The organism is Amycolatopsis sp. VC5-11, from assembly GCF_037034185.1.
Lineage (GTDB): Bacteria > Actinomycetota > Actinomycetes > Mycobacteriales > Pseudonocardiaceae > Amycolatopsis > Amycolatopsis nivea.
On record NZ_JBAGKF010000005.1, the window covers coordinates 435,187 to 461,626 of the forward strand.

Genomic DNA, 26,440 nt, shown 5'->3' on the forward strand with positions numbered 1-26,440 from the left:
CGGAAGGTGCATCATGAAACTGGGTACTCGCCGGACGGTCCGCGGGACGCGGACGACGCTCGCGGCGACCGGGTTCGCGGCTCTGCTGGCGTTGACCGCGGCGTGCGGCACGAGCGGGCCCACGGCCGCGGCCGGCGGGAAAGCGACGGCATGGGCGTTGACCGGCGGCGACGAGCAGGTGTTCCGCGCTTCGTTCGCCAGCGGCGGCGTCGAGGGCCAGTTCTTCGGCAACGACGCGTACAAGCAGAAGATCCGCTCGGCCGTCGGCGCCGACCAGGCGCCCACCCTGGTGTTCAGCTGGGGCAACGGCGGGATGCTGAAATCCTGGGTCGCGGCAGGGAAAATCATGGATCTGACCCCGGAGGTGCGGAAGGACCCCGCGCTGACCGGCCGGTTCCTGCCCTCGGTGGCGAAAACCGGGGTGCTGGACGGAAAGACCTACGCCGTGCCGAACAACAGCATGCAGCCGGTTTTCCTGTTCTACAACAAGGATCTCTTCGCCCGGGTGGGCGCGCAGCCGCCGAAGACCTGGGACGAGCTGATGGCGCTGGTCCCGAAGTTCGCCGCCGCCGGGATCGCTCCGTTCTCCCTCGGCGGGCAAAGCAAATGGCCGCAGCTGATGTGGGAGGAGTACCTGGTCGACCGGATCGGCGGGCCGGGCGTCTTCGCCGCGATCGCCGCGAACAAGCCGGGCGCCTGGTCCGATCCCGCGATCCTGGACGCGAACCGCAAGATCCAGCAGCTCGTCGACGCGGGCGGGTTCGCCAAGGGGTTCAATTCGATCAGCACCGACAGCAACGCGGACCTCGCCCTGCTCTACACCGGCAAGGCGGCGATGTACCTGATGGGTTCGTGGGCGTTCCCCACGATCAAGGAAGCCGACCCCGGTTTCGCCGCGGGCAAACTCGGCTACGTCGGCTTCCCGGTCGTGCCGGGAGGGAAGGGCGATCCGGCGGACATCGTCGGGAACCCGGCGAACTTCTGGTCGGTGTCCGCGCACGCCTCCGACGCGCAGAAACAGGCGGCGGTGAAATACCTGCGCGAGGGCGTGATGAACGATGCCTACGTCGACGCGCTGCTCGCCGGGGGCGCGGTGCCGCCGGTCAACGGGATCGAGGCCAAACTGGCCAAGGCGCCGGACCCGGCGTATCTGTCCTATGTGTACGGACTGGCGCGGAACGCGCCGAATTTCCAGCTCTCCTGGGACCAGGCCCTTTCCCCCGGACAAGCGGACGCGCTGCTGAACAACCTGGACCAGCTGTTCCTCAAGCAGATCACGCCCGAGCAGTTCTCGGCGAACATGAACGCGACGGTCGGGAAGTGACGGTGTCCGCTGCCCTCGTGCGGGAGCGGTCCGGGAAGCGGCCGCGGTCCGCCGCGACGCCCGGCCGCGCCGGACCGCATCCGCTGACGGCCGTTCCCGCGCTGGCGTTCTTCTCGATCTTCGCGCTGCTCCCGCTCGGCGGGGTGGCGGTGCTCAGCCTGATGAAGTGGGACGGGATCGCCGACCCCGTCTGGACCGGGCTGGGCAACTGGACGGCGACGCTAAGCGACCCGGCTACTTATCACGCGCTCTGGCTCAGCGTGCAGGTGATGGCGGCGAGCTGGTTGTTCCAGACGCCGGTCTCGCTTCTGCTGGGCGTGCTGACCGCGGGCCGCGGCCGGTACCGCGCGGTGCTGGGCGTGCTGTATTTCCTTCCGCTGCTGCTGTCCTCGGCCGCGATCGCGATCGCGTTCAAGGCCCTGCTCGACCCGAACTTCGGGATGAGCCGTGCTTTCGGGGCCGACTGGCTCTCCCAGGACTGGCTCGGCGAGCCGACACTGGCTCTGTACGTGGTGATCTTCGTGATCGGCTGGCAGTTCATGCCGTTCCACACGCTGCTCTATCAAGCGGGAGTGCGGCAGATCCCGGCCCAGCTTTACGAAGCCGCGCAGATCGACGGCGCGGGCCCGGTCCGGCAGTTCTTCCACATCACCCTGCCGCAGCTGCGCTACACGATCGTCACCTCCTCGACGCTGATGCTGGTCGGCTCGCTGACCTATTTCGACCTGGTCTTCGTGCTCACCGGCGGCGGCCCGGGCAACGCCACCCGGTTCCTGCCGCTGGACATGTACCTCAACGGTTTCTCCAACAACGACATGGGCCGCGCGAGCACTCTGGCCGTGCTGCTCGTCGTCGCCGGGCTGGCGCTGTCGCTCGGCCTCTCCCGGTTCGCCCGCTTCTCCCGCGGCAGCCAGCAGGACGGTGTGTGATGGCCAGGAGCAGGCCCAACGTGCTCGGCGGGCTCGCCGGATTCGCCTGGCTGTTCGTCGTTCTCGTGCCCGTGTACTACATCGTCGTGACGAGCCTGCGCGGCCAGAGCGGGTTCTTCGGGGCCAACCCGTTGTCGCTGCCCGCCGCTCCCACGTTCGAGAACTACCGGCTGGTCCTGGACAACGGCTTCCTGCGCTACCTGATCAACAGCGCGGTCGTCACGGCAGGCACTGTGGTTATCACCGTCGCGGTATCGCTACTGGCGGCCTATTACATCGTGCGCGGCCGGACCCGGTTCTCCGCGACCACGTACAAGATTTTCCTGCTGGGGCTGGCGATCCCGCTGCAGGCGACGATCATCCCGATCTATTACCTGATCACGCGCGCGCACCTCTACGACACCCTGCTCGCGATCGTGCTGCCCTCGGTCGCCTTCGCGATTCCGCTCTCGGTGGTCGTCCTGGCCAATTTCCTGCGCGACGTGCCGAACGAGCTGTTCGAATCGATGCGCGTGGACGGCGCCGGGCACGGGCGGATGCTCGTCAGCCTGGTGCTGCCCATGGTCAAACCCGCGATGGTCACCGTCGCGGTGTACGACGGCCTCAACGTGTGGAACGGATTCCTCTTCCCGCTCATCCTCACCCAGAGCGCCGACCAGCGCGTGCTTCCCATGGCGCTGTGGGCTTTCCAAGGCCAGTTCCGGGTCAACATCCCCGCGGTCCTCGCCGCGGTCGTCCTTTCCACCCTGCCGGTCCTCGCGCTGTACATCCTCGGCCGGCGCTACCTCGTCACCGGTCTCACTGCGGGTTTCGGCAAGTAATCCTTCGCCCGGACTTCCCGGCCAGGCGAACGCACAGGGTCGCGAGGGTGGTCACTGTCTGTGGTCGCTATGCGGTTCGAGGTTGCGCGAGGGACCAGCGCTGAGTCCGTCGGGGGCAGATCTGCTTCACTCAGCCGGCGCGCCAGCAGTCATCGACTTCTGTGTCTCGCTGTTCCTCGCATGTCGCCAGAACTGCAGGCGGGCGTGTTGTCGAGCGCCACTGGTCGGTGAATACGCAGGGTCCGGACGGCAGTGGCCCACCGCGTTGTGAGGGCCGAGGCGACGGCCCAGGGTTGCGTAAGCGAGCCTCGCCGTTATCCTGCGACTAAGCAACCGCTTAGCGGTGGCTGTCCAGCGGCGGACAAGGAGACGGTGTGGTGGAGTCGTTCAAGGATCGCGTTGCCCTGGTCACCGGGGCCAGCCGGGGGATCGGGCTGGCTATCGCGCAGGGGCTGGTCGAGCGCGGGGCGAAGGTGTGCATCACCGCTCGCAAGCCGGAGCCGCTCGCGGAGGCCGTCGAGAAGCTCGGCGGGCCCGAGGTCGCGATCGCGGTGCCCGGCAAGGCCGACGACGCCGCGCATCAGCAGGAGGCGGTCGCCGCCGCGGTCGAGAAGTTCGGCAGTCTCGACATGCTGGTCAACAACACCGGCATCAACCCGGTCTACGGGCCCACGCTGGACGTCGACCCGGCCGCCGCGAGCAAGATCTTCGCGGTGAACGTCGTGGCGCCGCTGTCGTGGATCCGCGTCGCGCGGGACGCGTGGATGGGCGAGCACGGCGGCGCGGTGGTCAATGTCGCCTCGATCGCGGGCATCCGCACCTCGCCGGGCATCGGCATGTACGGCGTCAGCAAGGCCGCGCTGATCCGGCTCACCCAGGAACTCGGCGCGGAACTCGGTCCGAAGATCCGGGTCAACGCGGTGGCTCCGGCGGTGGTCAAGACGCAGTTCGCGACCGCGCTGTACGAGGGGCGCGAGGAAGAAGTCGCCGCGGCGTATCCGATGAAGCGGCTCGGGGTGCCGGAGGACATCGCGGGCGCGGTGGCGTTCCTGCTGTCCGGCGAGGCGGGCTGGATGACCGGGCAGACGGTCGTGCTCGACGGCGGCGTGACGCTCGGCGGCGGTCTGTGAGCGCCGGAGTCGTCATCACCGGCGGTGGCGGCGGGATCGGGGCGGCACTGGCGAGGCGGTTCGCGGCGGACGGGGCTCGCATCGTGGTCGCGGACCTCGACGGGGACCGCGCCGCCGAGGTCGCGGCGGAGGTGGGCGGCACGTCGTTCGCCGGTGACGTCGCCAGCGAATCCGGGGTCGCCGACCTGATCGACACCGCCCGCGAAACGCTCGGTGAGATCGACGTTTTCTGTGCCAACGCCGGGGTCGCGCCGTTCGGTGACGCCCACGCGGACGAAGACGCGTGGGCGCTGGCGTGGGACGTGAACGTGATGGCGCACGTCCGCGCGGCCCGGTTGCTGCTGCCGGCGTGGCTGGAGCGTGGTGAGGGGCGGTTTGTCGCGACGGTGTCCGCGGCGGGCGTGCTCACGAGTCTTGGCTCGGCTCCGTATTCGGTGACCAAGCACGGCGCGCTGGCGTTCGCGGAATGGCTGTCGGCCACCTACCGGCACCGCGGCATCACCGTGCAGGCGATCTGCCCGCAGGGCGTGCGCACCGCGATGCTCGAGGAGACCGGCGAACGCGGCAAACTGCTGATGGGCGCCAGCGCGATCGACCCGCCGCAGGTGGCCGACGCGTTGTTCGCCGCGATGGCCGAGAACCGGTTCCTGGTGCTGCCGCACGCCGAGGTCGCGGATTTCTATGCCTTGCGCGCCACCGAAACCGACCGCTGGCTCGGCGGGATGAACAAGCTGCAGCGGAAAATGGAGGAGCTGCCCGGCGAAGCGTGACCCGATATTCTCCCGGGGCGGCACCGGGCCGCAGGGGAGAACAGGGAGCCGGAATGACCGCACCCGCGCGCACCGACATGTCGCGCATCGCCACCGCCAGTTTCATCGGCACCGCCATCGAGTTCTACGATTTCTACATCTACGGGACCGCAGCGGCGCTGGTGTTCGGGAAGGTCTTTTTCCCGACGTTTTCCTCGACCGCCGGGGTGCTCGCCTCGCTCGGCACCTTCGCGGTGGGATTCGTCGCGCGCCCGGTCGGCGCGATCCTTTTCGGACACTGGGGCGACCGGATCGGCCGCAAGTCCATGCTGGTCACGTCCTTGCTGGTGATGGGACTGTCCACAGTGGCTGTCGGGCTGGTGCCGGACTACGGCACGCTCGGCATCTGGTCGCCGATCCTGTTGGTGGTGCTGCGCTTCGTGCAGGGCATCGGCCTCGGCGGCGAATGGGGCGGCGCGGTGCTGATGTCAACGGAGTACGCGCCGCCGGGCAAACGCGGCCTGTACTCGGCTTTCCCGCAGCTCGGCCCTGCCATCGGATTCGTGCTGGGGAACCTGCTGTTCCTGCTGCTGGACGCGGTGCTCCCGCCCGCCGAGTTCCTGTCCTGGGGCTGGCGGCTGCCGTTCCTGTTCTCCGCGGTGCTGCTGGCGGTCGGGTTCTACATCCGGATCAAGATCGCCGAGACGCCGGTTTTCCAGGCCGCATTGGACAAAGCCGAACAGGCGAAAGTCCCGCTCTTCGAACTGCTGCGGAAACAGCCGCGGGTTTTGGTGCTGTCGACGTTGTCGTTCGTGCTCGCACACGCGCTTTTCTACACTGTCACCACATTCTGTCTTTCGATGGCGACGACCACGCTCGGCATCCCGCGCACCACTGTCCTGATCAGCCTGCTCATCGCCGCCACCGTGATGGGCGTGGCGACGCTGGTGTTCGCGATGAAGTCCGACCGATGGGGCCGCAGGCGGCTGAGCGCGGCGGCCGCGGTTTCCGTTGTGGTGTGGGCATTTCCGCTCTTTGCCTTGCTGCAGACGGGAAACCCGGTGCTGCTGACGCTCGGATTCGTCGGCGGCCTGGCGTGTTTCGCGATGCTGTACGGGCCGATGGGTGCGTTCCTGCCGGAGCTGTTCCGGGTGCGGTACCGGTATTCCGGCGCTTCGATCGCGTACAGCGTCGCGGGCGTGATCGGCGGCGGGATCGTGCCGCTGATCTCGACCGATCTGTGGGCGTCGACCGGCTCGACGGTGCCGGTCGCCCTGGTGCTGGTCGTGCTCGGGGTGCTCAGCTTCCTGTGCGTGCTGGCCCTGCCGGAGACCCGCGACCACGACTTCTCCGACGGGCTCGGCGAGGGGACCGCCGCCGGCCGCCCCTGACTTTCGGCCCCACCCGGCCGGGGGAAATCCGGCCGGGCGCGGTGTTTCCGGCCCGGTGCGCCGTTCGGGCTGCGGCTCTTGACACGCCGATTTGGTCTAGTCCAGTGTGTGACGGCACCCTTCCGGGTGCACTCCTCCCGGGTTGATCCCGCCGCCTCAAACCGGAGGTGTTCCGTGGTGCTCGTGGGAGGAACACGATGAAATCAGTGCGTCGGCTGGCCGCGCTCGCGGCGGCGGCAGGGGCGGCTCTCGCGACCGCGGCCGGGGTGGCCACGGCCGCGCCCGCGTCCGCTCCGCAGGTGGCGGCCGCTCCGGACCCGGTGCTCGCTTCGCCGTACCTGTACCAGTGGGCGGGGCAGACCAGCGCGTCGGCGGCGATGTCCGCGACCGGGATCAAGACGTTCACGCTCGCGTTCATGCTGTCGGACGGCTCGTGCAACCCGAAGTGGGACGGCGACCGTTCGCTGACCGGTTCGGACAAAACCCTGATCAAGTCCATCCGCGACGCGGGCGGCGACGTGATCCCGTCCTTCGGCGGCTGGTCCGGCGCGAAACTCGGCGCCAAGTGCTCGTCGGCCTCGGCGTTGGCGGGGGCGTACCAGAAGGTGATCGACGCGTACGGCCTGAAGGCGATCGACCTCGACATCGAGAACACCGACGAGTTCGAGAACGCGACAGTGCAGGACCGGATCCTGAACGCGGTCAAGATCACCAAGCAGAAGAACCCCGGCGTGCGCGTCGTGATCACGATCGGCACCGAAACGTCCGGCCCGAACGACTGGGGCAAGCGGCTGATCAAGCAGGCGAAGGCGATCGGCGCGCCGGTGGACGTGTGGTCGGTGATGCCGTTCGACTTCTCCAGCGGCGGCGACATGGCGGGCAAGACGAAGTCCGCGGTGGACGGTCTCGTGGGGCAGCTGAAGTCGACGTTCGGCTGGGACAGCGCCACGGCGTACCGGCACGCGGGCCTCTCGTCGATGAACGGCAAGACGGACAACCCCGGCGAGGTCGTCTCGGTGTCGGACTTCACCGCGATCCGCGACTACGCCTCCAGCCACCACCTCGGCCGGTTCACCTTCTGGGCGACCAACCGGGACTGCTCGGGCGGCGGGGAGTGCAGCGGAATCTCGCAGCCGAAGTACGCGTTCACGAAGATCGTGGCCGGGTACCACGGCTGAGCTGGTCCAGGCCGGTGACGAGGCCGCCGTTCCGAGGGGTGCGGCCTCGTCGCCACCTGCTCCGCGACCGGGTGGGGTGCTCGGTGGGATTCGGAGCGGCCGGTCGATGCCGGGGAGCCGCTTCTGACTGGGCGGACTGGCTGGGCTGAGTTCTGGCGCAGGGGGACAGCGGTCGGGTTGCGCCGAGGTTGGGGGTGCAGCGGGTCCGGATGGGCTCGGGACGGTGCGAAGAGGCCGGTCTGGACAGATGGGCCGCGGCAGCCCGGAGACGTTGGCGCGGGCCGGGGTGATTGCCGCGGTTGCTGGAGTGTCGTCTGGTGACTGCGATTGGTGGGGTTGCCGAGGGCACAGGGTTTGGGGTGGTCGCCGGGGTTGCTGGAGCCGTGTCGTCTGGCGGCTGCGATTCCCAGGGGCTGCGAGGGCGCAGGGTCGAGCGCAGTGGTGAGCGCGCGATGTGGCGGCCGCGATTTCGCACAGGTGCCGCTGGGGCGGGGGTGATCACGGTGATGTGGAGTGGCGGCTGCGATTCCCAAGGGCTGCGGAGGGCGCAGTGGCGGGCGGGGCGAGCGCGGTGGTTATCGCCCGACATGGCGGTCGCGATGTCGGGCAGGTGGCGCTAGAGCAGGGTGATCGCGGTGGCGTGGAGCGGCGGCTGCGATTCGCAGGAGCCGCTGAGGGCGCGCAGGGCCCGGCGGGATGATCGCCGGAGCACCCTCGACCGCAGAAGGCTCGGCGCAGAGGAGCTCGGCGCAGAGGTCGGCACGGTCGCGCGGTGGGGGCGCGACCGTACCGGGCTCGAACAGCGAGACTCGGCGCTAGCCGCAGCACACAGCCCTCAACCGCCCAAAACCCGCAGGACGAACTCCGTCTTCCCCGCCGTATAAACCTCCCGGTCAGCCACCTCCCCGGCCAGCCGTCGCTTCACCTCGGCGTACTCCTGGGCCAACCCGGGATCCGCCCGCAGCGCGTCCCGGAATCGGAGTTGTGCCTGCCACCGCGGATGTCCCTCCGGCAGCAGGTGCAGGTGCGCCACCCGACGCCGTCCCTCCGCATCGGGCAGCACGAAGAACCGTCGCCACGGTGCCGCGACGTCCAGTTCCGGCGGCACGAAACACCAGCCCTCAGCGGAAAGCACCGGCACTACCGCCGAGACCGTCTCCGCGGACAGGTCCCGCATCGGGGCCATCACGTCGAGCACCGGTTTGGCTGCCAAGCCGGGCACCGCTGTCGAGCCGACGTGCTCCACCTGCCCGGGAGCGAGCCAAGGCGCGAGCAGCCGCGCGACCTCAGCGCACAGCGCGGTGCCCCGTGAAGCCCACGTCGGATCCGGGGGACGGATTTCGGGCCGTTCGTAGGCCCAGGCCGGAGCATGGGACGGGTCATCCATGCCGGGCCGCAAGGGAGGCCGGGGTTTCGTCCATGCCGATCACGGTAACCCCGGCCACCGACAAAAACCGTCAGGCGGGAAGATCCACCAGATCAGCCAGCCGGGCCCGATGCCGTCCGGGGGTGCCGAAAGCGATCTGGTCGCTCTTGGCCCGCTTCAGATACAGATGCGCCGGATGTTCCCACGTCATCCCGATCCCGCCGTGCAGCTGGATCGCTTCCTCCGCCGCGTGCACCGCGATCGGCGACACCCTGGCCTGCGCGACCGACACCGCGATCGGCACGTCGTTCCCCGTCGCCAGCGCATCCGCCGCGTACCGAGCGGCGGCCCGCGCGTTGACCAGTTCCGTGTACAGATTCGCCAACCGGTGCTTCAGCGACTGAAAACCCCCGACCGGACGGCCGAATTGGTACCGCCCCTTCAGGTACGTGACAGTCTCCGTCAACGCCCACTCGGTGATCCCGGTCTGCTCCGAAGCCAGCAGCCCAGCCGCAGTGGTCAGGGCGCTGTCCAAAGCCTCGGCAGCAGCGGAACCGGTGCAAATCGTCTGTGCGGCAACGGAATTGAGAGTCACATCGGCGACCCGGCGCGTCAGGTCCAACGACACTGCCTCGGTCACGGTCGCCGCGGAAGCGTCCACGGAGTAAAGGCCAGGGCCGTCAGGGCCGACAGCCGGAACGATCAGCAGATCGGCGACCGAAGCATCGGCCACTGTGGATACTTGGCCGGACAAGGTTCCGTCGAGAAACGAAACAGCAGAGGGGAAAGCAGCACCCGGAGCGGTCGACAAAGGAACCGCCAGAGCGCCGATCACCGAGCCGGAAGCGAGCTGGGGGAGCAGGTCCGAACCCGCGGCCAGCAAGGCAGCCGTCGCGAGCACTGCACTGCCCAGGTACGGCACCGGCGCGACACTCCGGCCCAGTTCCTCCATCACGACCGCGACCTCGCGCGTCGAAGCGCCATGTCCGCCAAGGGATTCCGGCACCATCAGCCCGGCCGCACCGAGCTCGGCGGCCAGTGTCTTCCACAGCGCGAGGTCGTACGGCGTGTCCGTTTCGACCCGCGCCAGCAGCGCAGCCGGCCCGGCTCGGTCGGTCAGCAGCGCGCGCACCGACGACCGCAGGTCCTCTTCCACATCCGAGTACAGCAGGTCCGGCGTGCTCATCGCGGCAGGTCCTTCCAGGCGACGTCCTTGTCCACCCGCGGCTCGGACGGCAGCCCCAGCACGCGTTCGGAGATGATGTTCCGCAGCACCTCCGAGGTACCGCCCTCGATCGAGTTTCCCTTGGCGCGCAGGTACCGGTACCCGGCGTCGCGGCCGAAGAAGTCGACCTGTTCCGGGCGGCGCATCGTCCAGTCCTCGTAGCGCAGGCCCTCTTCGCCGAGCAGTTCCAGCTCCAAACCGGACAGCTGCTGGTTCAGCTCGGCGAACGCCACCTTCATCGCCGAACCTTCCGGACCCGGCGCGCCCACCGCGAGCTGCTGCCGCTGCCGCATTCCGGCCAGCCGCAGCGATTCCGCCTCGACCCAGTGCTGCACGAGCCGGTCGCGCAGTTCCGGCGTGCGCAGCTCCGGACGGTCCCGCCACGTCTTCGCGACCAGCCCGATCATGCCGCCCTCGCGCGGCATCGCGGTGCCGCCGATCGCGACGCGTTCGTTCATCAGCGTGGTCTGCGCGACCTTCCAGCCCTCGCCGACCGCGCCGATCCGCTGCGCGTCCGGGATCCGCACCTCAGTGAGGAAGACCTCGTTGAACTCCGCCTCGCCGGTGATCTGCCGCAGCGGCCGGACTTCGACGCCCGGTGCCGTCATATCGCACAGGAAGTACGTCATGCCCTGGTGTTTCGGCACGTCCGGGTCGGTGCGGGTGACGAGGATGGCCCACTGCGCGAGATGCGCACTGGACGTCCACACCTTCTGCCCGGTCACGACCCAGTCGTCGCCGTCGCGGACCGCTCGCGTCGCCAGTGCGGCGAGGTCGGAGCCGGCGCCCGGTTCGCTGAACAGCTGGCACCACGCCTCCTCGCCGGTCCACAGTGGACGGAGGTAGCGCTTCTTCTGCTCCTCGGTGCCGAACGCGAGGATGGTCGGCGCGGCCATGCCGAGCCCGATGAGGATCCGGCGCGGGTTGTTGTCCGGCGCGCCAGCCGCGGCGAAAGCTGCTTCGACCTCACCCTGCAGTGCACGCGGAGCACCCTGGCCGCCGAGTCCCTCGGGGAAGTGCACCCAGGCGAGCCCGGCGTCGAACCGGGCCCGCAGGAAGTCCACAGTGGACAAGGAAGCCGGATCGTGCGCGGCGAGGAACGCGTCGACCTGCGCCCGCAGCTCCTCGGCGGTCACTTGCCCGCCTCCGTCCGGTACTTCTTCAGCTCGCGCCGCGCCAGCGAACGCTTGTGCACCTCGTCCGGACCGTCGGCGAGCCGCAGCGTGCGCACCCCGGCCCAGATCTCCGCCAGCGGGAAGTCCTGCGAGACGCCGCCCGCGCCGTGCGCCTGGATCGCCTTGTCCAGGATCCATTCGACGGTCAGCGGGGTGGAGATCTTGATCGCCTGGATCTCGGTGTGCGCGCCCTGGTTGCCGACGGTGTCCATCAGCCACGCGGTCTTGAGCACCAGCAGCCGCTGCTGTTCGATCCGCACGCGCGCCTCGGCGATCCAGTCCTGCACCACGGCGGAATCGGCGATCGGGCGCCCGAACGTCTCGCGCGACAGCGTGCGGCGGCACATCGCCTCCAGCGCGCGCTCCGCCATGCCGATCGCGCGCATGCAGTGGTGGATGCGGCCCGGCCCGAGGCGGGCCTGCGCGATGGCGAACCCGGAACCCTCGTCGGCGATCAGGTTCTCCGCGGGCACCCGCACGTCCTCGAACAGCACCTCGGCGTGCCCGCCGTGGTCGCCGTCGGTGTAGCCGAACACCTGCATGCCGCGCACGACGGTCAGCCCCGGCGTGTCGCGCGGGACCAGGATCATGCTCTGCTGCTGGTGCGCGGGCGCGTCCGGATCGGTCTTGCCCATCACGATGAAGATCTTGCAGTTCGGGTTCATCGCGCCGGTGATGTACCACTTGCGCCCGTTGACGACGTACTCGTCGCCCTCGCGCCGGATGCTGGTCGCGATGTTGCGCGCGTCCGAGGACGCCACGTCGGGTTCGGTCATCGCGAACGCGGAGCGGATTTCCCCGGCCAGCAACGGTTCCAGCCACTGCTTCTTCTGCTGGTCGCTGCCGAACATGGTCAGCACTTCCATGTTCCCGGTGTCCGGCGCGGCGCAGTTGACCGCGGCGGGCGCGAGGTGCGGGCTGCGGCCGGTGATCTCGGCCAGCGGCGCGTACTGCAGGTTCGTGAGTCCCGCGCCGTGGTCGCCGGGCAGGAAGAAGTTCCACAGCCCGCGTTTGCGCGCCTCGGCCTTCAGCTCGTCGACGACCGGCGGCGGCGACCACGGGTCGGTGCGCGCGGCCAGCTGCTCGTGGAAAACAGCCTCGGCGGGGTAGACGTGCGAGTCCATGAATTCGAGCAGTTGCCCGCGCAGTTCCTCGGTACGGGCGTCGAACGCGAAGTCCATCAGTTCTCCTTGCTGAGCGTCTTGGCGCCCTGCTCGATCAGGGGAGCGACGGCGGCGCCGATCTGGTCGAAGCCCTCGCCGACGGTTTTGCCTTGCTGGAAGCGGAAGTAGATGCCCTCGAGGATCACCGCGAGCTTGAAGAACGCGAAGCTCACGTACCAGTCCAGCGCCGACAGATCGCGGCCGGACCGCTGCGCGTAGCGGGCGATCGTCTCGTCGGTGCCCGGATAACCGGGCGCGCTGCTGGCGTTGGACACCATCGGCAGCGAGAGCTGGTCGCGCTGCGCGTAGGTGATCATCAGGCCGAGGTCGGTGAGCGGGTCGCCGAGCGTGGACATCTCCCAGTCCAGCACCGCGGTGATCCGGTCGTCACCGTCGACGAGCACGTTGTCCAGCCGGTAGTCGCCGTGCACGATCGCGGGCGGGCCGGACGCCGGGATCGCCGCGGCGAGCAGGTCGTGCAGCCGATCCGCGCCCGGCAGGTCACGGCTGCGCGAACCGTCGAGCTGCTTCTTCCACCGGCGCAGCTGGCGTTCCAGAAAGCCTTCCGGACGGCCGAAATCGCCGAGCCCGACCGCTTCCGGATCGACCGCGTGCAGGTCGACGAGCGTGTCCACCAGCGAATCGGCGATCGCCCTCGTCCGCTCCGGGCCGAGCTGCTCCAGCTCCTCCGCGGTGCGGTACGGCGTGCCCTCGACGAACTGCATCACGTAGAACTGCGCGCCGAGCACGTCCGCGTCCTCGCACAGCAGAACGGTTTCCGGCACCGGCACCGGAGTCCCGGCGAGACCGCTCATCACGCGGAACTCGCGGCGCATGTCGTGCGCGGTCGGCAGCACGTGGCCGAGCGGCGGACGCCGCACGACCCAGCGCTGCGTGCCGTCGGAGACGAGATAGGTGAGATTGGACCGCCCGCCCTGCACCACTTCCGCGGTGAGGGCTCCGGAGACGAGCCCGGGCCGCTCGCGGTCGAGATGGGCGCGCAGCCTCGCCAGATCGAGGCCGGGCGGGTCGGTTTCGGTCATCGGAAGGACTCCAGTTCGTGCGAGGTCGGGGCTTGCGCGCCCATGCCGCGTCGGGTGCGGGGACGCACCGGACGCCGCATCGGGGCGCGGGCGGGGGCTCAGAGGATGAGCCGGGAAACCATCTCGGCGACGCAGGCGGGTTTGTCCTCGCCCTCGATTTCGACGGTCCAGCGCACCACGGCCTGCTTGCCGCCGGGCACGTCGGTCAGCTCGACCAGCTCGGCGGTCCCGCGCACCCGCGAGCCCACCTTCACCGGCTGCGGGAACCGCACCTTGTTGAGGCCGTAGTTGATGCCCATCTTCAGGCCCTCGACCCGGTAGATCTCCGGCAGGAACGCCGGGATCAGCGACAGCGTGAGGAACCCGTGCGCGATCGTCGTGCCGAACGGGCCGGCAGCGGCCTTCTCGGCGTCGAGGTGGATCCACTGGTGGTCGCCGGTGGCGTCGGCGAACAGCTGCACCTGCTCCTGGGAGACGGTGTGCCATTCGCTCGTGCCCAAGGGCCCGCCCACTGCTTCGGCGAGTTCGGCGACATCGGAGAACACGCGCATCGGGATCAGTCCTTCGGTCCGCCGGCGACGTAGATGACCTGGCCGGACACGAATCCCGCGCCCTCGCTGACCAGGAACGACGCGACGTTCGCGATGTCCTCGGGCGTGCCGACGCGCTGCACCGGGATCTGCGAGGCGGCCGCGGCCTTGAAGTCCTCGAAGCTCATGCCGACGCGCTCGGCGGTCGCCGCGGTCATGTCGGTGGCGATGAACCCGGGCGCGATCGCGTTGGCGGTGACGCCGAACTTGCCCAGCTCGATCGCCAGCGTCTTGGTGAAGCCCTGCATGCCGGCCTTGGCTGCGGAGTAGTTGACCTGGCCGCGGTTGCCCAGCGCCGAGGTGCTGGACAGGTTGACGATCCGGCCCCACTTCTCCTGCGTCTGGTACTTCTGCACGGCGCGGGTCATCAGGAACGAGCCGCGCAGGTGCACGTTGAGCACCGAGTCCCAGTCCTGTTCGGTCATCTTGAACAGCAGGTTGTCGCGGGTGATGCCGGCGTTGTTGATCAGCACGGTCGGCGCGCCGAGCTCCTCGGCCACGCGGGTCACCGCGGCCTCGACCTGCTCGGCGTCGCTGACGTCCAGCGCGACGCCGACCGCGCGGCCGCCGTCGGCGACGATCGCCTCGGCGCCCTGCTTGACCCCGGCCTCGTCGAGGTCCAGCAGGCCGACGGCGAACCCGTCGGAGGCGAGGCGGCGGGCGACGGCGGCGCCGATGCCACGGCCTGCGCCGGTCACGATGGCCACACGGGAAGCGGTCACGGGGATCTCCTCATCGTCGAGAAAGCGGTTCGGCAGCGGCGCTAAGCGTACGCTTAGTACGAGAATTTCGCGAGACCTCGGAAGGGCGGTTCGCCGCGTGCGGCCGGAATTGTCGGTCCGGCCCGGTAGGGTCGCCGCCGATGAAGATCACGAGCGCGCCCCTCGTCGCGGCGGGACGCGCGCTGGGAGAAGCGGTCGCCGGCGGCGGCGGTCCGGCGGTCGCGCCCGGCCGGACGCACCAGGCGCTGACCGGGCTCGCGGCGCTCGTCGCCGGGGTGCTCGCGTTTTTTCCGGCCGACCGCGCGACCGAGGGCGCGCGGGTGCTGGCGGCCGCGCTGACCCTGTTCGCGGTCGGGCTGACGCTGGTGCGTCCGCTGTGGTCCTGGCGGGTGCTGATCGTCCTCGTGGGCTGCGCGGACCAGCTGTACGGGATCCATGCCCGGTTCGGCTGGCCCTGGACCGAGGGGTTCGCGCTGGCGGCGATCCCGGTGCTCGCCGCGGTCGGCCGCAACCACCGGCCGGGCGTGCTGGCGTGGGTCTGGCTGATCTCCACCGGGGTCAGCGCCCTGCTGGCGAACGTGCGCGGCGAGCTGGTCGTGATCTCCGTGCTGCTCGCGGTGCCGCTGGCGTTCGGCTGGCTGGTTTCGCGGCTGCGCGGTGCCGAACGCGACCTGGAAGCGGAGTCCACCCGTCGCGCGGTGCTGGAGGAACGCGCCCGGATCGCCCGCGAGCTGCACGACGTGGTCGCGCACCACATGTCGGTGCTGGCCATGCGTGCGGATTCGGCGCGCTACCGGTTCCCCGGCCTCGACGACGGGCTGCGCGAGGAGTTCCAGTCGATTCAGGACACCGCCCGCAACGGGATGACCGAAATGCGCCGGCTGCTCGGCCTGCTGCGGGCCGAGCAAGCCGGTCAGGAGACCGAGCCGCAGCCCGGAGCCGAGCAGATCGAACAGCTGGTGGAACGGGTCCGCGCGGCGGGCACCGACGTGCGGTTCGAGCTGCGCGGCGATCACCGCGGGCTGCCCGAGGGCGTCGGGTTGTCCGCGTACCGGATCGTCCAGGAAGGGCTCAGCAACGCGGTGCGGCACGCGCCCGGCGCGCCGGTCGAGGTGTTCGTGCACGTCGGACCAGGTGAGCTGCGGCTCGTCGTGCAGGACACCGGTGCCGTCGCGAGCGCTCCCGAGGACACCGCGGGGCGGGCGAAACACGGACTGCTCGGGATGCGGGAACGCGCGGCGGCGCTCGGCGGTACGTTCTCCGCGGAGCGAAGGGACAACGGCGGATTCGCCGTCGTCGTGACCGTTCCGCTGGACTAGGGGGACAGCCATGGCGGTGACGGTGGTGATCGCCGACGACCAGACCATGGTCCGGCAGAGCTTTCGCGCGGTGCTGGCCGCGCAGCCGGACATCGAGGTGGTCGGCGAAGCGGCCACCGGGACCGAGGCGGTGGCCGCGTGCCGCGCGCTGCGCCCGGACCTGGTGCTGATGGACATCCGGATGCCGGACCTCGACGGGCTCGCCGCCACCCGGCTCATCCTCGGCGACGGCGAGGACGCGGGGCCACGGGTGCTCGTGCTGACCACGTTCGACGCGGACGAATACGTCTACGGCGCGCTCAGCGCCGGTGCCAGCGGTTTCCTGCTGAAGGACTCGCCGCTGGACGACCTGGTCGTCGCGGTCCGGATGGTGGCGGCGGGCAACGCGCTGTTCGCGCCCGCGGTGACCCGCCGCGTGATCGAGGGGTTCGCCGGGACGCGGCGGCCGACTCAGGACGTCGGCAGGCTGTCCGAGCTGACCGCGCGCGAACTCGAGGTGCTGCGCCTGATCGCGCGCGGACTGTCCAACGCGGACATCGCCGCGCAGCTGGTGATCGCGGAACAGACCGCCAAGACGCACGTCAGCCGGGTGCTGGGCAAGCTCGGAGTCCGAGACCGCGCACAAGCCGTGGTCATGGCCTACGAGGCGAAGTTCGTGGTGCCGGGCCAGTGATACGCCGGTAGCACTCGCGCGCGGGCACGCTACCGGGGGAGCAGCCGAAGACAGCTCCGCGGACCGACGCTTCCGGGGCACTCGTCTCCCTAGCTTTCCCTTGTGCGCCAAGAGAAAAACATTGTCGTCGTGGTGATCGCCGCGTTGGCCGGGATCGCCGTCTTCCGCTGGCTCGGCGGAGCACCGCTCGGGGTGGACAGCGCGGTGTACCGCGCCGGTGCGCTGGCCGTGCTGCGCGGACAGCCGCTTTACGAGCCCTTGCTGGCTCTCGACCCGAAATCCGCGCTGGAACTGCCTTTCACGTACCCGCCGAGCGCGGCGTTGCTGTTCCTGCCGCTGGCCGCGCTCCCGGCGCACTTCGCGTGGCTGCTGATCGCGGTCGGCTCGGTGCTCGCGCTGTGGTCGGTGTCGCGCCGGTTCGCCCGTGAACGGCCGCTGCTGGCGCTCTGTCTCCTGCCCGTGCTGGAACCCGTGTGGCGGATGATTTCGCTGGGCCAGATCAACGGCGTCCTGATGGCCATGGTCGTGCTGGACGCGCTGCCGGTCCGCAACCGCAGATCCGGCGGAATGCTGATCGGACTCGCCGCGGCGGTGAAGCTGACCCCGCTGATCTTCGTCCCGTACCTGCTCCTGACCGGCCGCCGCGCCGACGCGTGGCGCGCGCTGGCGACCTTCCTCGGAGTGAGCGCCGCCGGGGCGCTGCTCCTGCCAGGGGATTCGATCCGGTACTGGACCTCGGCCATGCTGGACAACCGCAACGCCGGAACCCTCGACTGGGTCCTCGACCAGTCCCTGCACGGCATGTTCGCGAGGTTCGGCGCGACCTCGCTCGGTTGGTACGCGGCGTCGGCCGCAGTGTGCCTGCTGGCGGGCGCGCTGCTGGTCCGCGAGTTCCACCGGCGCGGCGACCCGCGAGCCGCGCTGCTCGTGACGGCGGGCTGCGGGCTGCTGGTGAGCCCGCTTTCCTGGACGCACCACTGGATTTGGGCCGTGCCGCTGGTCGGTTTTCTGTCGGGCAAACGGGCCGGGCTGATCTGCGCCGGAGCGGTTTTCAGCGGGATCGCGCTGGCTGTGGTTCCCGAAGGCGGGCACCGGGAACTGTCCTGGAACCCGGTCGAGATGGTGCTGGGCAACGCCTACGTGCTGAGCGCGTCGGCTGTCGGCGCGGTCCTCAGCGTCCGGCTGCTGACCCGGCGCTCGGGGCGGCTAGTGCGGCCAGCGCGACAAGTTCGGTGAGCGCCATCCCGCGTTCGACGAGGCCGAGCGGGATGAGCAGCCACCAGCGCTGGTCGGTCAGCGCGGCGACGGCGACCGCGCCGAGGATCACCGCGAACCAGGCGAGCGACGCGACGGCGAGCGCGCGGGCGACGAACCGGCGGCGCGGGGAGTCCGGAAAAGCTGCGCGCGCCGAGACGAGCACCGCAAGCGGAAGGCAGACGAAGGCGACGACACTGGCGATCCGGTGCAGCGTGCCGCCCGCGCCGGTCGCCGCCGCGTTGGTCCAGTCGGTCTTCGGGAACGCGACGATCACCAGCAGCCCGGCCGTCCAGAACGCGCCGAGCACGGCCGCGAGGACCGGCAGCCGTCCTTGCAGCCGCAGAACGGCGAACGCGATCGCCGAACCGGCCGCGACCAGCACGATTGCCAGGTCGAACACCCATTTGTGGTCCGACCGCCCGTACTCGCTGATAGTCCGCCAGGTCGCGCTGATCTCGTCGGTCGGCGGCACCAGTTGCAACAGCAGCATCAGCACGGCGCCGAGAGCCAGCGCGGCGATCCCGGCCAGCGCGAGCAGGACGGGGCGGCGGTCGGCGCGCACGGTTGTCATGCACTCACAGTGACACATGCCGGATATGTCCCGGGTGAATCAGGCCGCCCGGCCGGATCCGGTGACCTGCGCGCGCACCGTGCGCAGCGCGTTGTGGTCCACAGTGGACGGTTCGGCGGACAGCCAGCCGCCGATCTCGTGCAGGAACTGCTCCGGCGTCATCGGCGGACCGGGCTCGCCGTCCGGTTCGGCGGTGGTGACCTCGCCGTCGCGGCTCGGGTACACGATCATCGCGCCGCGCAGCGCGACGCCGGGCAGCAGTTCGCGGTAGCGCTCCAGGCTTTCTTCCAGCTGGCTGCCGCCGCCGCGGAACGGGCGCCCGTTGCGCAGCAGCCGTCCGTCCTCGGCGGTTTCGTAGTGCCCGGGCAGCCAGAGCTTCGATTCGACCAGCACCAGGCGTTTCCCGCACAGCACCGCGTGGTCGACGTCGGCGAACACCGAACCGGGCCACGCGAGACCGTGGAAGATGCGCGCGCCGGGCAGCCGGGTCAGATACCGCTCCAGCAGGTCGGCGGTGAGCCGTTCGGCCAGCTCGTCGGCCTCGGCGCCGGGGGCGCCGAACACCGCGCTGCCGCCGAATTCCTCCGCGAACTCGTGCCGGGCGTGGCGCGCGGACAGGAAACCGCGGGCGAGCCGGTGCACGAGCAGCGCGGTGCCCGCGGTGAGCGCGAGCCAGACGATCAGCACCGGCGGGGTGAAGTCGATCCCGGCGAGCAGCGGCAACAGCACCAGCACCGTGCCGGCGACCGCCGCGACGACCGGCGTGTGCCCCGGCCCGCGCCGCCGCCCGTGCCGCATCCGCGGGTCGGCCGCGGCGAACGACCACCACTCCAGGGTTTCCGGATCGATCTCCGGCGCCTCCGGGCGATAGCCGGGCTGCTCGCCGAACCGCCGCCGCGGCCGCGGTTTGGGCACCGAGGCGGCCGGGACGCCGGCGTCGTAGCGGGCGCGTTCGCTGGGGTCGGCGAGGGTGTCGTACGCCTCGCGCAACAGCTGGAAGGTGCCGACCGTGCCGCCCGCGTCCGGGTGCAGCGTCTTGGCCAGCCTGCGGTAGGCGGCCTTGATCTCCGTGGGGGACGCGGTTTTCCCCACGCCGAGTACCGCGTAGTAGTCGGGCACGGTTCGGGTTCCACCTCCGGACGGCTGCTGCGCAACGATATGGGGTCGCCGGGGCGGCGTGCCATCCGCCTCCGCGGCGCGCCGGGGTGAACGTGTTTCCGCTAGGTGCGGGCCAGCCACTCGTCGCGGGTGAGCGCGTACTCGACGGCGTGCCGGTCGTCGCCTGGCGCGAAGTAGTCGGGATCGTCGGAGACGAAGTCGCGGATGTGCCGGAGCCCGATCGACGCCATGGTCGCCAGGGAGGCCTTGTTGCCCGCCGCGGTCCCGGCGAAGATCCGGTCCAGACCGACCTCGCGGAAGCCGTACCGGAGCAGTTCGAGCGAGCCTTCCTTGGCGAGACCTTTGCGCCAGTGCTTGCGGAGCAGCCGGTATCCCAACTCGGCTTCTTTCGGTGCTTCGGCGGGGCGCAAAGCCCAGTAACCGGCGAACTCGGCTTCGAGGAACCCGGCCCAGCAACCGAGCCCCGGCTGGGTGTCCGCGAGCAGTCTCCGAAGGGCTTCGGCCGACTGGTCCCGAGTCCGCACGCCGCCCAGGTAACGCATGACTTCCGGGTCGGCGGACATCTCGACCTCGTGCTCGAGATCTCCGGCGGACAACGGGACCAGCCGGAGGCGTTCGGTGCGCAGGACCGGTTGGGACATCAGGCGAACTCGCTAGCCAGCCACTCTTCGCGGCCGACGGCGTACTCGACCGCGTGCCGGTCCTCGCCCGGCGCGAAGTACTTCGGGTCGCCGATGAAGTCGCGGAGGTGCCGGAGCCCGATCGAGGCCATCGTCGCTTGGGAGGCTTTGTTGAGCACCGCCGTCCTGGCGTAGATGCGGTCGAGCCCGACGTCGCGGAACCCGTGCCGGAGCATCTCAAGCGCCCCTTCCTTGCCGAGTCCCTTGCGCCAGTACCCGCGAAGCATCCGGTATCCCAATTCGGCCTCTCCCGCGGATTCGCCGGGACGCAGCGACCAGAAGCCGGCGAAAGCGGCGTCGACGAAGCCGGTCCAGCAACCGATCCCGCCTTCGGCGTACGCGAGGGTTCGCCGGAGCTCGTCCGCTGACTGCTCCGGGGTCTGCACGCCGGCCAGAAAGCGCATCACCTCGGGATCGGCGGAGAGTTCGACCAGGTGCTCGAGATGTCCGGCGGACAACGGGACCAGGCGGAGGCGTTCGGTGTGCAAGATCGGTTGGGACATCAGGCGAACGCTCCCGGGTCGGCGGACGGCGGAAGCAGTCTGGCAGTCGCGCGGTCCGCCCGTCAGCCGGTTTTCCGCTCGCTCGGCACGGCTCCCGGTCAGCGGCGCCATCCCGCCGGAGCGCCCGCCCGCGTCGCGAGGGGCCGTGCCTGCGGGACCCGCGCCCCACCGTCCCCTTCTCCCACTCCCGCACCGGTTTCGGCAACTTTCCGGACGCAGCCCTTCCGCACCCCGTTCATTCTATGTTAAGAAGCTTTACTAACTATTGGATGGAGGCACGACGTGAGCTCACCCACCCGCCCGGGGGACTCCGCGACCCTTCCGGGGAACGGTCTCGAACGCCGGATCGGGCCGCTGCAGGCGACCGCGATCAACATGACGCAGATGTGCGGGATCGGCCCGTTCGTCACGATCCCCGCGATGGTCGCGACCATGGGCGGCCCGCAGGCGATGTTCGGCTGGATCATCGGCGCGATCATCGCGCTCGCCGACGGGCTGGTGTGGGCCGAACTGGGCGCCGCGCTGCCCGGGGCCGGCGGCACCTACATCTACCTGCGCGAAGCGTTCCAGTACCGCACCGGGCGGCTGATGCCGTTCCTCTTCGCCTGGAGCGCGGTGCTGTTCATCCCGCTCATCATGTCCACCGGCATCATCGGGCTGGTCCAGTACCTGGGCTACCTGGTGCCGGGCGTGACCGACGCGGGCGGCGTCACCCCGCTGGGCAAGGTCATCGGCATCGGCCTCGTCGTGCTGATCGTGCTCGCGCTGTTCCGCCGGATCGGCCAGATCAGCAAGCTCACCACCGCGCTGTTCCTGATCATGCTGTTCGCCGTCTTCGCGGTGATCATCGCGGCCTTCTCGCACTTCGACGCGCACCAGGCGTTCGACTTCACCCCGGGCGCCTTCGGCTCGGGCGGCGCGTTCTGGTCCGGTCTCGGCGCGGGCCTCGTCATCGCCGTCTACGACTACCTCGGCTACAACACGAGCGCCTACCTCGGCGGCGAGGTCCGCAACCCGGGCCGCACGCTCCCGCGGTCGATCATCTTCTCCATCCTCGGCATCATGACGCTCTACTTCCTGCTGCAGGTGGGCGTTCTCGGCTCGCAGCCGCTGGAGTCGATCAAGAACGCGACGTCGGTGGCGTCGTCGGTGCTGGAGCAGGCATGGGGTTCGGTGACCGCGAAGATCGTCACCGTCTTCATCGTGATCGCTGCGGTCGGTTCGGTGTTCGCCGGTCTGCTCGGCGGGTCGCGGGTGCCGTTCGAAGCCGCGCGCGACAAGGTGTTCCTGCCGGTGTTCGGCAAACTGCATCCGAAGCTGAACCTCCCGACCGCGGGCGTGCTCGCGATGGGCGTGATCACCGCGATCGGGTCGCTGTTCACTTTGACGGACGTGATCAACGCGGCGGTTACGGTGCTGGTGATCATCCAGTCTCTGGCGCAGGTCGCGGCGATCGTCGTGCTGCGCCGCCGCCAGCCGCACCTCAAGCGGCCTTACCGGCAGGTGCTGTATCCAGTGCCGACGATCATCGCGCTCGTCGGGTGGGTTTACGTCTACGTGTCGGCCAGTTGGCTTTCGATCTGGCTTTCGGTCGCCTGGATCGTCCTCGGCGTCCTCGCCTTCCTGATCTACGCCTCGAAGGAAAAGGTGTGGCCGTTCGGCCCCAAGGAAATCCGCGAGGCGTTCGCGTCCCAACCGGCCGCGGGGGTGGAGTCGTGAGGAAGCCGCTGATCGCCGGGATCACCGCGCTCGTCCTCGTCCCCGGCGTGGTGACCGCCGTGTCGAGTACCGCTTCCGCGCAGCAGCCGGAAACGGCGGTAGCGTCCCGTCCGCAGGGGCAGTCGACGATCGGCCTCGGCGGCTGGCAGGTGCTGACCACCGCGCAGGTCAAGGACGGCGGCACGGCGGTGTCGAAGCCCGGCTACCCGACGCACGGCTGGCTGAAGGTGAAGCCGGACGACGCGGGCGCGCCGGGCACCGAGATCAACGCGCTGGTGCAGAACGGCAAATGCCCCAACGTGTTCTACTCGGACAACATGCGTAAATGCTTCGGCTACCAGGCGAAGCGCGGACCGGTCACCGCGAAGCAGTTCAAGGACCCGTGGTGGTTCCGCACCGATTTCAACCCGGGTTTCCGGCCGGGCAAGAACGCGAAGCTGACCATCCCCGGCGTCGTCGGCGAGGGCGACGTGTGGCTGAACGGCACGCTCGTCGCGGGCAAGGACGTGGTGAGCGGCGCGTACGCGGGCCACACCTTCGACGTCACGAAACTCCTGCGGCCGGGCAGGAACACGCTCGCGGTCAAGATGTACCCGAACGACCCGAATTCGATGTACACGCTCGACCAGGCCGACTGGGCGCAGATCGTGCCGGACAACAACACCGGCTTGCAGTTCCCGCCGACGCTGCAGCTGTCGGACGCGCTGAGCGGCGACAACGCGCACGTCGTGCAGGACAACGCGGCGGATCTGTCGGCGTCTTCGCTGACCGCGAAGGTCGACGTGACCAACAACGCGGACACGCCGCAGACCGGCGAGGTCGCCGCGATCGTCACGCCGCCGGGGCACGGGCGGCCGATCGTGGTGCGGCAGAACGTCACGATTCCCGCGCACGCCAAGCAAACCGTGACGTTCACGCCGGCGAAATTCCCGCAGTTGAAGATCGTGAAGCCGCAAGTGTGGTGGCCGTACTCGATGGGTGCACAGCCGTTGTACACCTTGGGTACGACAGTTTCGCAGGGCGGCGTGGTGTCGACCGCGTCGTCGGAGACGTTCGGGATCCGGACGGTCACGTCAAAGCTGATCGGCAAGTCCCCGGCACTGCCGGACGGCGCGCGGAAATTCGCGGTCAACGGCCGCGACTTCGTGTTCCGCGGCGGCGGTTTCGCGCCGGACCTGTTCCTGCGCTACGACAAGGCCGACATCGCGCACCAGCTCGCGCTGATCAAGAACATGGGCCTGTCCGGCGTCCGGCTCGAGGGCCACGACATGCCCGCGGACTTCTACGAGCAGGCCGACCGCGCCGGACTGCTGGTGCTCGGCGGATTCCTCTGCTGCGACGCCTGGCAGCCGGAACATCCGGAGAAACTGACCGACCGCGACTACCGGATCATGCACGATTCCGCGTATTCGATCGCACAGGCCGAACGCAGCCACCCCAGCGTGATCACCTACGGATGGAGCGACAACGAGCCGATCCCGCGGCAGGAAACCGAGACGCTGAGCGCGTTCAAGGCGGCCGACTGGGACGTGCCGGTGATCGCGTCGGCGGAGTACAAGAGCACCAAGACGCTCGGCCCGTCGGGGGAGAAGGAAGGCCCGTACGACTGGGTCCCGCCGACCTATTGGTACGACTCGTCGACCTTCGACAAGACCGACCCGAGCCGCACGAACGCGGGCGGCGCCTGGGGTTTCGCGAGCGAGCAGAGCGCCGGGCACACCGTGCCGACGCTGGATTCGCTGCGGCGGTTCCTCTCTCCGGAGGAGCAGGCGAAGCTGTGGCAGGACCCGGCGTACAACCAGTACCACGCGAATTACGAGTCCGGGCACGGCGGCTACAAGTTCGGCACGCTGTACACCCTGGACGAGTCGATCGCCCACCGGTACGGGAAATGGGATTCGCTGGAGTCCTATGTGGAATCCGCGCAGATCGCGAACTACGAGAACACCCGTTCCCAGTTCGAGGCGTTCCTCGCGCACGCCAACGACAAGAAGAACCCGTCGACCGGCGTGGTGTACTGGCAGCTGAACAAGGGCTGGCCGACCCTGCTGTGGTCCCTGTACAACAACGACGGCGACCAGCCGGGCGCGTATTTCGGTGCGCAGAAGGCGAACAAGCCGTTGCACGCGCTCTACACCTATGACACCGGCACGGTCGCGCTGTCCAACCTGGGCGCCGCGCGGCAGGACGGGATTTCGGTGCAGGCCAAGGTGTATGACACCGCGGGCAAGGTCCTGGACGACCAGACCGCTCCGGCGGTTTCGCTGGACAGCCAGGGCGTCGCGACCGGGTTGCTGAAGCCGAACGTCCCGGCGGAGACGAAGGCTCCCGCGAAGGCGCAGGTGTACTTCGTGGAACTGCAGGTGCGCCAGGGCGGGAAGGTCGTGGACCGGAACGTCTACTGGATGTCGACGCAGAAGGACGTGGTCGACTGGGCGAAGACGCTGCAGAACCCGCAGGCGACGATGAGCCAGTACAGCGACCTCACCGCGCTGCGCGATCTGCCGAAGTCGCAGGTCAAGGTGACCGCCTCGACCCGCCCTTCGCGGGGCCCGGACGACACGGACACCGCGACCACGGTCACCATCGCCAACACGTCGAAGACCTCCGCGGTCAGCTTCTTCCTGCGCGCGGACTTGCGCCGCTCCGCGGACGGGTCGCAGCTGCCGGCCGCGACCTGGGACGACAACGACATCACGTTGTGGCCGGGCCAGTCGCAGACGCTGACCGTCCGCTACCGGGCCGCCGACCTCCACGGCGCGGCCCCGACCGTCAGCGTCGACGGGTTCAACACCGGCAGGGTCGTGGTGCCCGCCGGTCCGCACCGGGACGGCCAGGAGGCTGTCCCGCCGGTCATCGAGGGGACCCGCGAGTGACATCGGAAGACCTGATCCTGGGCATCGACTTCGGCGGCACGAAAGTGGCGCTGGGTCTGTCCGACCGGACCGGCGCCCTGCTGGCCACGCGCCGCCTGGACACCGACGCCGAAGCAGGCGCCGAACAGGTGGTCACGCGAGCTTTGGCCGCCGCCGCCGAGCTGGTCGCCGGCGCCCCGCTGACCGCGATCGGCGTGGTCAGTCCCGGAATCGTGCTGCCGGACCGGATCCTGCTGGCCCCTAATGTGCCCGGCTGGGAAGAACTCCACCTGGCTGAACTGGTGTCGGCAGCGTTCCCCGACGTTCCGATCGCGGTCGGCACCGACGCCAAAGCCGCGGCACTGGCGGAATGGACCTGGGGCACGCTGCGGGGAGCCGACCCCGCGGTCTTCCTTTCCCTGGGCACCGGAATCGCCGCCGCGGTCCTCGTCGGAGGCCACCTGCTGACCGGCGCGAACGGGGCGGCCGGGGAGATCGGGTACAACCTGCGCACCCCCCAAGACGCCGACGGATTCGCCAGCGGAGCGGCGCCGCTGGAAGAAGCCGTCGGAGGCCGGTGGCTGGGCACGCGGGCAACCGCGCTGCTCGGCCGCCCGGTCACGGCGGGGGAGCTGTTCGCCTTGGCGCGGGAGAACACGGAGGCCAAGGAACTGGTCGCTTCGGCGCTGGACGAGCTCTCCATGCACGTGGCCAACCTGGCAATCGCCTTCGACCCCGCCCGGATCGCAGTGGGCGGCGGGTTGGTCCGGTCGGCTGATGTGCTGCTACCCGCCCTACGAGAACGCCTGACGGCTGCGGTGCCGTTCCCGCCGGAACTGGTGCCTGCGCGGTTCGACCAGGACGCTTCACTGCTGGGCGCGGTGGCTTTGGCGCTGCGAGAGTGAGACTTCCGTGACCGGCGGGGTTGGGCTGACGCT

The 26,440-nt window shown here is 69.7% G+C and carries 24 protein-coding genes; 13 read left to right on the forward strand and 11 right to left on the reverse strand.

Annotated features, from left to right (window positions below; translation table 11 throughout):
* Positions 1-13: 13 nt before the first annotated feature.
* The 7 genes from WA670_RS19220 (at position 14) to WA670_RS19250 (ending at position 7,522) form a co-directional block, all read left to right on the forward strand.
* A complete protein-coding gene (locus WA670_RS19220) occupies positions 14-1,324 on the forward strand; it encodes an extracellular solute-binding protein (RefSeq protein WP_134663536.1) in 1,311 nt (436 codons plus the stop codon).
* Positions 1,321-2,253, forward strand: coding sequence for a carbohydrate ABC transporter permease (locus WA670_RS19225; protein ID WP_442893107.1), 933 nt, complete (start codon positions 1,321-1,323; stop codon positions 2,251-2,253). The genes WA670_RS19220 and WA670_RS19225 overlap by 4 nt, the downstream gene beginning before the upstream one ends.
* Complete coding sequence (locus WA670_RS19230; protein WP_336158415.1) at positions 2,253-3,074, forward strand: carbohydrate ABC transporter permease; 822 nt, start codon at positions 2,253-2,255, stop codon at positions 3,072-3,074. Before WA670_RS19225 ends, WA670_RS19230 begins: the two co-directional genes overlap by 1 nt.
* Positions 3,075-3,451: 377 nt before the next feature.
* Positions 3,452-4,204 (forward strand): SDR family oxidoreductase, encoded by a 753-nt coding sequence (locus tag WA670_RS19235; RefSeq protein ID WP_106961427.1) that lies wholly within the window; start codon positions 3,452-3,454, stop codon positions 4,202-4,204.
* Entirely contained in the window at positions 4,201-4,974 is a 774-nt protein-coding gene (locus WA670_RS19240) for an SDR family oxidoreductase (protein ID WP_336158416.1), read from the forward strand. The genes WA670_RS19235 and WA670_RS19240 overlap by 4 nt, the downstream gene beginning before the upstream one ends.
* A gap of 53 nt (positions 4,975-5,027) precedes the next feature.
* Positions 5,028-6,344, forward strand: coding sequence for an MFS transporter (locus tag WA670_RS19245; RefSeq protein WP_336158417.1), 1,317 nt, complete (start codon positions 5,028-5,030; stop codon positions 6,342-6,344).
* Positions 6,345-6,541: 197 nt separating this feature from the next.
* Entirely contained in the window at positions 6,542-7,522 is a 981-nt protein-coding gene (locus tag WA670_RS19250) for a chitinase (RefSeq protein WP_336158418.1), read from the forward strand.
* 835 nt (positions 7,523-8,357) lie between these two features.
* Here the strand turns inward: WA670_RS19250 and WA670_RS19255 are convergent.
* The 7 genes from WA670_RS19255 to fabG form a co-directional block, all read right to left on the reverse strand.
* A complete protein-coding gene (locus WA670_RS19255; RefSeq protein ID WP_336158419.1) occupies positions 8,358-8,909 on the reverse strand; it encodes a GrpB family protein in 552 nt (183 codons plus the stop codon).
* A 70-nt stretch (positions 8,910-8,979) separates the two neighbouring features.
* Entirely contained in the window at positions 8,980-10,074 is a 1,095-nt protein-coding gene (locus tag WA670_RS19260; RefSeq protein WP_336158420.1) for an acyl-CoA dehydrogenase family protein, read from the reverse strand.
* Positions 10,071-11,249: an acyl-CoA dehydrogenase family protein gene (locus WA670_RS19265; RefSeq protein ID WP_336158421.1), complete on the reverse strand. Its 1,179-nt coding sequence runs from the start codon at positions 11,247-11,249 to the stop codon at positions 10,071-10,073. Before WA670_RS19265 ends, WA670_RS19260 begins: the two co-directional genes overlap by 4 nt.
* Positions 11,246-12,469, reverse strand: a complete 1,224-nt coding sequence (locus WA670_RS19270; protein ID WP_336158422.1) for an acyl-CoA dehydrogenase family protein — start codon at positions 12,467-12,469, stop codon at positions 11,246-11,248. The genes WA670_RS19265 and WA670_RS19270 overlap by 4 nt, the downstream gene beginning before the upstream one ends.
* A complete protein-coding gene (locus WA670_RS19275) occupies positions 12,469-13,494 on the reverse strand; it encodes a phosphotransferase family protein (protein ID WP_037814917.1) in 1,026 nt (341 codons plus the stop codon). Before WA670_RS19275 ends, WA670_RS19270 begins: the two co-directional genes overlap by 1 nt.
* Before the next feature lie 98 nt (positions 13,495-13,592).
* The gene (locus WA670_RS19280; protein ID WP_037814918.1) at positions 13,593-14,045 is read right to left on the reverse strand and encodes a MaoC family dehydratase; all 453 of its coding nucleotides are present in this window, start codon (positions 14,043-14,045) and stop codon (positions 13,593-13,595) included.
* 5 nt (positions 14,046-14,050) lie between these two features.
* Positions 14,051-14,806, reverse strand: a complete 756-nt coding sequence (gene fabG / locus WA670_RS19285; protein ID WP_037814923.1) for a 3-oxoacyl-ACP reductase FabG — start codon at positions 14,804-14,806, stop codon at positions 14,051-14,053.
* 140 nt (positions 14,807-14,946) lie between these two features.
* Between fabG and WA670_RS19290 the strand changes: the two genes are divergently transcribed.
* The 3 genes from WA670_RS19290 to WA670_RS19300 all read left to right on the forward strand — a co-directional run bounded on the left by WA670_RS19290 (position 14,947) and on the right by WA670_RS19300 (position 18,034).
* Positions 14,947-16,125, forward strand: a complete 1,179-nt coding sequence (locus WA670_RS19290) for a sensor histidine kinase (RefSeq protein WP_336158423.1) — start codon at positions 14,947-14,949, stop codon at positions 16,123-16,125.
* Between the two features lie 10 nt (positions 16,126-16,135).
* Complete coding sequence (locus WA670_RS19295; RefSeq protein WP_043835809.1) at positions 16,136-16,798, forward strand: response regulator; 663 nt, start codon at positions 16,136-16,138, stop codon at positions 16,796-16,798.
* A 102-nt stretch (positions 16,799-16,900) separates the two neighbouring features.
* Positions 16,901-18,034 (forward strand): glycosyltransferase 87 family protein, encoded by a 1,134-nt coding sequence (locus tag WA670_RS19300; protein WP_238607286.1) that lies wholly within the window; start codon positions 16,901-16,903, stop codon positions 18,032-18,034.
* On the opposite strand, the gene WA670_RS19305 is transcribed toward WA670_RS19300, so the two are convergent.
* From WA670_RS19305 to WA670_RS19320, 4 genes are all read right to left on the reverse strand, one after another.
* Positions 17,970-18,626 carry a DUF998 domain-containing protein gene (locus WA670_RS19305; protein ID WP_238607285.1) on the reverse strand — a complete coding sequence of 219 codons (657 nt, stop codon included), beginning with the start codon at positions 18,624-18,626 and terminating at the stop codon, positions 17,970-17,972. The genes WA670_RS19300 and WA670_RS19305 overlap by 65 nt on opposite strands.
* A 39-nt stretch (positions 18,627-18,665) precedes the next feature.
* Positions 18,666-19,745 (reverse strand): J domain-containing protein, encoded by a 1,080-nt coding sequence (locus WA670_RS19310; protein WP_336158424.1) that lies wholly within the window; start codon positions 19,743-19,745, stop codon positions 18,666-18,668.
* Between the two features lie 101 nt (positions 19,746-19,846).
* A complete protein-coding gene (locus WA670_RS19315; RefSeq protein ID WP_336158425.1) occupies positions 19,847-20,386 on the reverse strand; it encodes a GNAT family N-acetyltransferase in 540 nt (179 codons plus the stop codon).
* Entirely contained in the window at positions 20,386-20,928 is a 543-nt protein-coding gene (locus WA670_RS19320) for a GNAT family N-acetyltransferase (RefSeq protein WP_336158426.1), read from the reverse strand. Before WA670_RS19320 ends, WA670_RS19315 begins: the two co-directional genes overlap by 1 nt.
* A gap of 282 nt (positions 20,929-21,210) precedes the next feature.
* Here WA670_RS19320 and WA670_RS19325 point away from each other — a divergent pair, with 282 nt between their 5' ends.
* Genes WA670_RS19325 through WA670_RS19335 form a run of 3 tightly spaced genes read left to right on the forward strand, consistent with a single transcriptional unit; the run spans position 21,211 to position 26,407 of the window.
* Positions 21,211-22,647: an APC family permease gene (locus WA670_RS19325; protein ID WP_134663520.1), complete on the forward strand. Its 1,437-nt coding sequence runs from the start codon at positions 21,211-21,213 to the stop codon at positions 22,645-22,647.
* Positions 22,644-25,523 (forward strand): glycosyl hydrolase 2 galactose-binding domain-containing protein, encoded by a 2,880-nt coding sequence (locus WA670_RS19330; protein WP_336158427.1) that lies wholly within the window; start codon positions 22,644-22,646, stop codon positions 25,521-25,523. Before WA670_RS19325 ends, WA670_RS19330 begins: the two co-directional genes overlap by 4 nt.
* Positions 25,520-26,407 (forward strand): ROK family protein, encoded by an 888-nt coding sequence (locus WA670_RS19335; RefSeq protein WP_336158428.1) that lies wholly within the window; start codon positions 25,520-25,522, stop codon positions 26,405-26,407. Before WA670_RS19330 ends, WA670_RS19335 begins: the two co-directional genes overlap by 4 nt.
* The last annotated feature ends 33 nt before the right edge of the window (positions 26,408-26,440 follow it).

Coding starts and splice junctions, on each gene's coding strand:
- WA670_RS19220 (WP_134663536.1), top strand. CDS start 14: ATGAAACTGGGTACTCGCCGGACGGTCCGCGGGACGCGGACGACGCTC.
- WA670_RS19230 (WP_336158415.1), top strand. CDS start 2,253: ATGGCCAGGAGCAGGCCCAACGTGCTCGGCGGGCTCGCCGGATTCGCC.
- WA670_RS19245 (WP_336158417.1), top strand. CDS start 5,028: ATGACCGCACCCGCGCGCACCGACATGTCGCGCATCGCCACCGCCAGT.
- WA670_RS19250 (WP_336158418.1), top strand. CDS start 6,542: ATGAAATCAGTGCGTCGGCTGGCCGCGCTCGCGGCGGCGGCAGGGGCG.
- WA670_RS19255 (WP_336158419.1), bottom strand. CDS start 8,909: ATGGATGACCCGTCCCATGCTCCGGCCTGGGCCTACGAACGGCCCGAA.
- WA670_RS19260 (WP_336158420.1), bottom strand. CDS start 10,074: ATGAGCACGCCGGACCTGCTGTACTCGGATGTGGAAGAGGACCTGCGG.
- WA670_RS19270 (WP_336158422.1), bottom strand. CDS start 12,469: ATGGACTTCGCGTTCGACGCCCGTACCGAGGAACTGCGCGGGCAACTG.
- WA670_RS19275 (WP_037814917.1), bottom strand. CDS start 13,494: ATGACCGAAACCGACCCGCCCGGCCTCGATCTGGCGAGGCTGCGCGCC.
- WA670_RS19280 (WP_037814918.1), bottom strand. CDS start 14,045: ATGCGCGTGTTCTCCGATGTCGCCGAACTCGCCGAAGCAGTGGGCGGG.
- WA670_RS19290 (WP_336158423.1), top strand. CDS start 14,947: ATGAAGATCACGAGCGCGCCCCTCGTCGCGGCGGGACGCGCGCTGGGA.
- WA670_RS19295 (WP_043835809.1), top strand. CDS start 16,136: ATGGCGGTGACGGTGGTGATCGCCGACGACCAGACCATGGTCCGGCAG.
- WA670_RS19305 (WP_238607285.1), bottom strand. CDS start 18,626: ATGACAACCGTGCGCGCCGACCGCCGCCCCGTCCTGCTCGCGCTGGCC.
- WA670_RS19315 (WP_336158425.1), bottom strand. CDS start 20,386: ATGTCCCAACCGGTCCTGCGCACCGAACGCCTCCGGCTGGTCCCGTTG.
- WA670_RS19320 (WP_336158426.1), bottom strand. CDS start 20,928: ATGTCCCAACCGATCTTGCACACCGAACGCCTCCGCCTGGTCCCGTTG.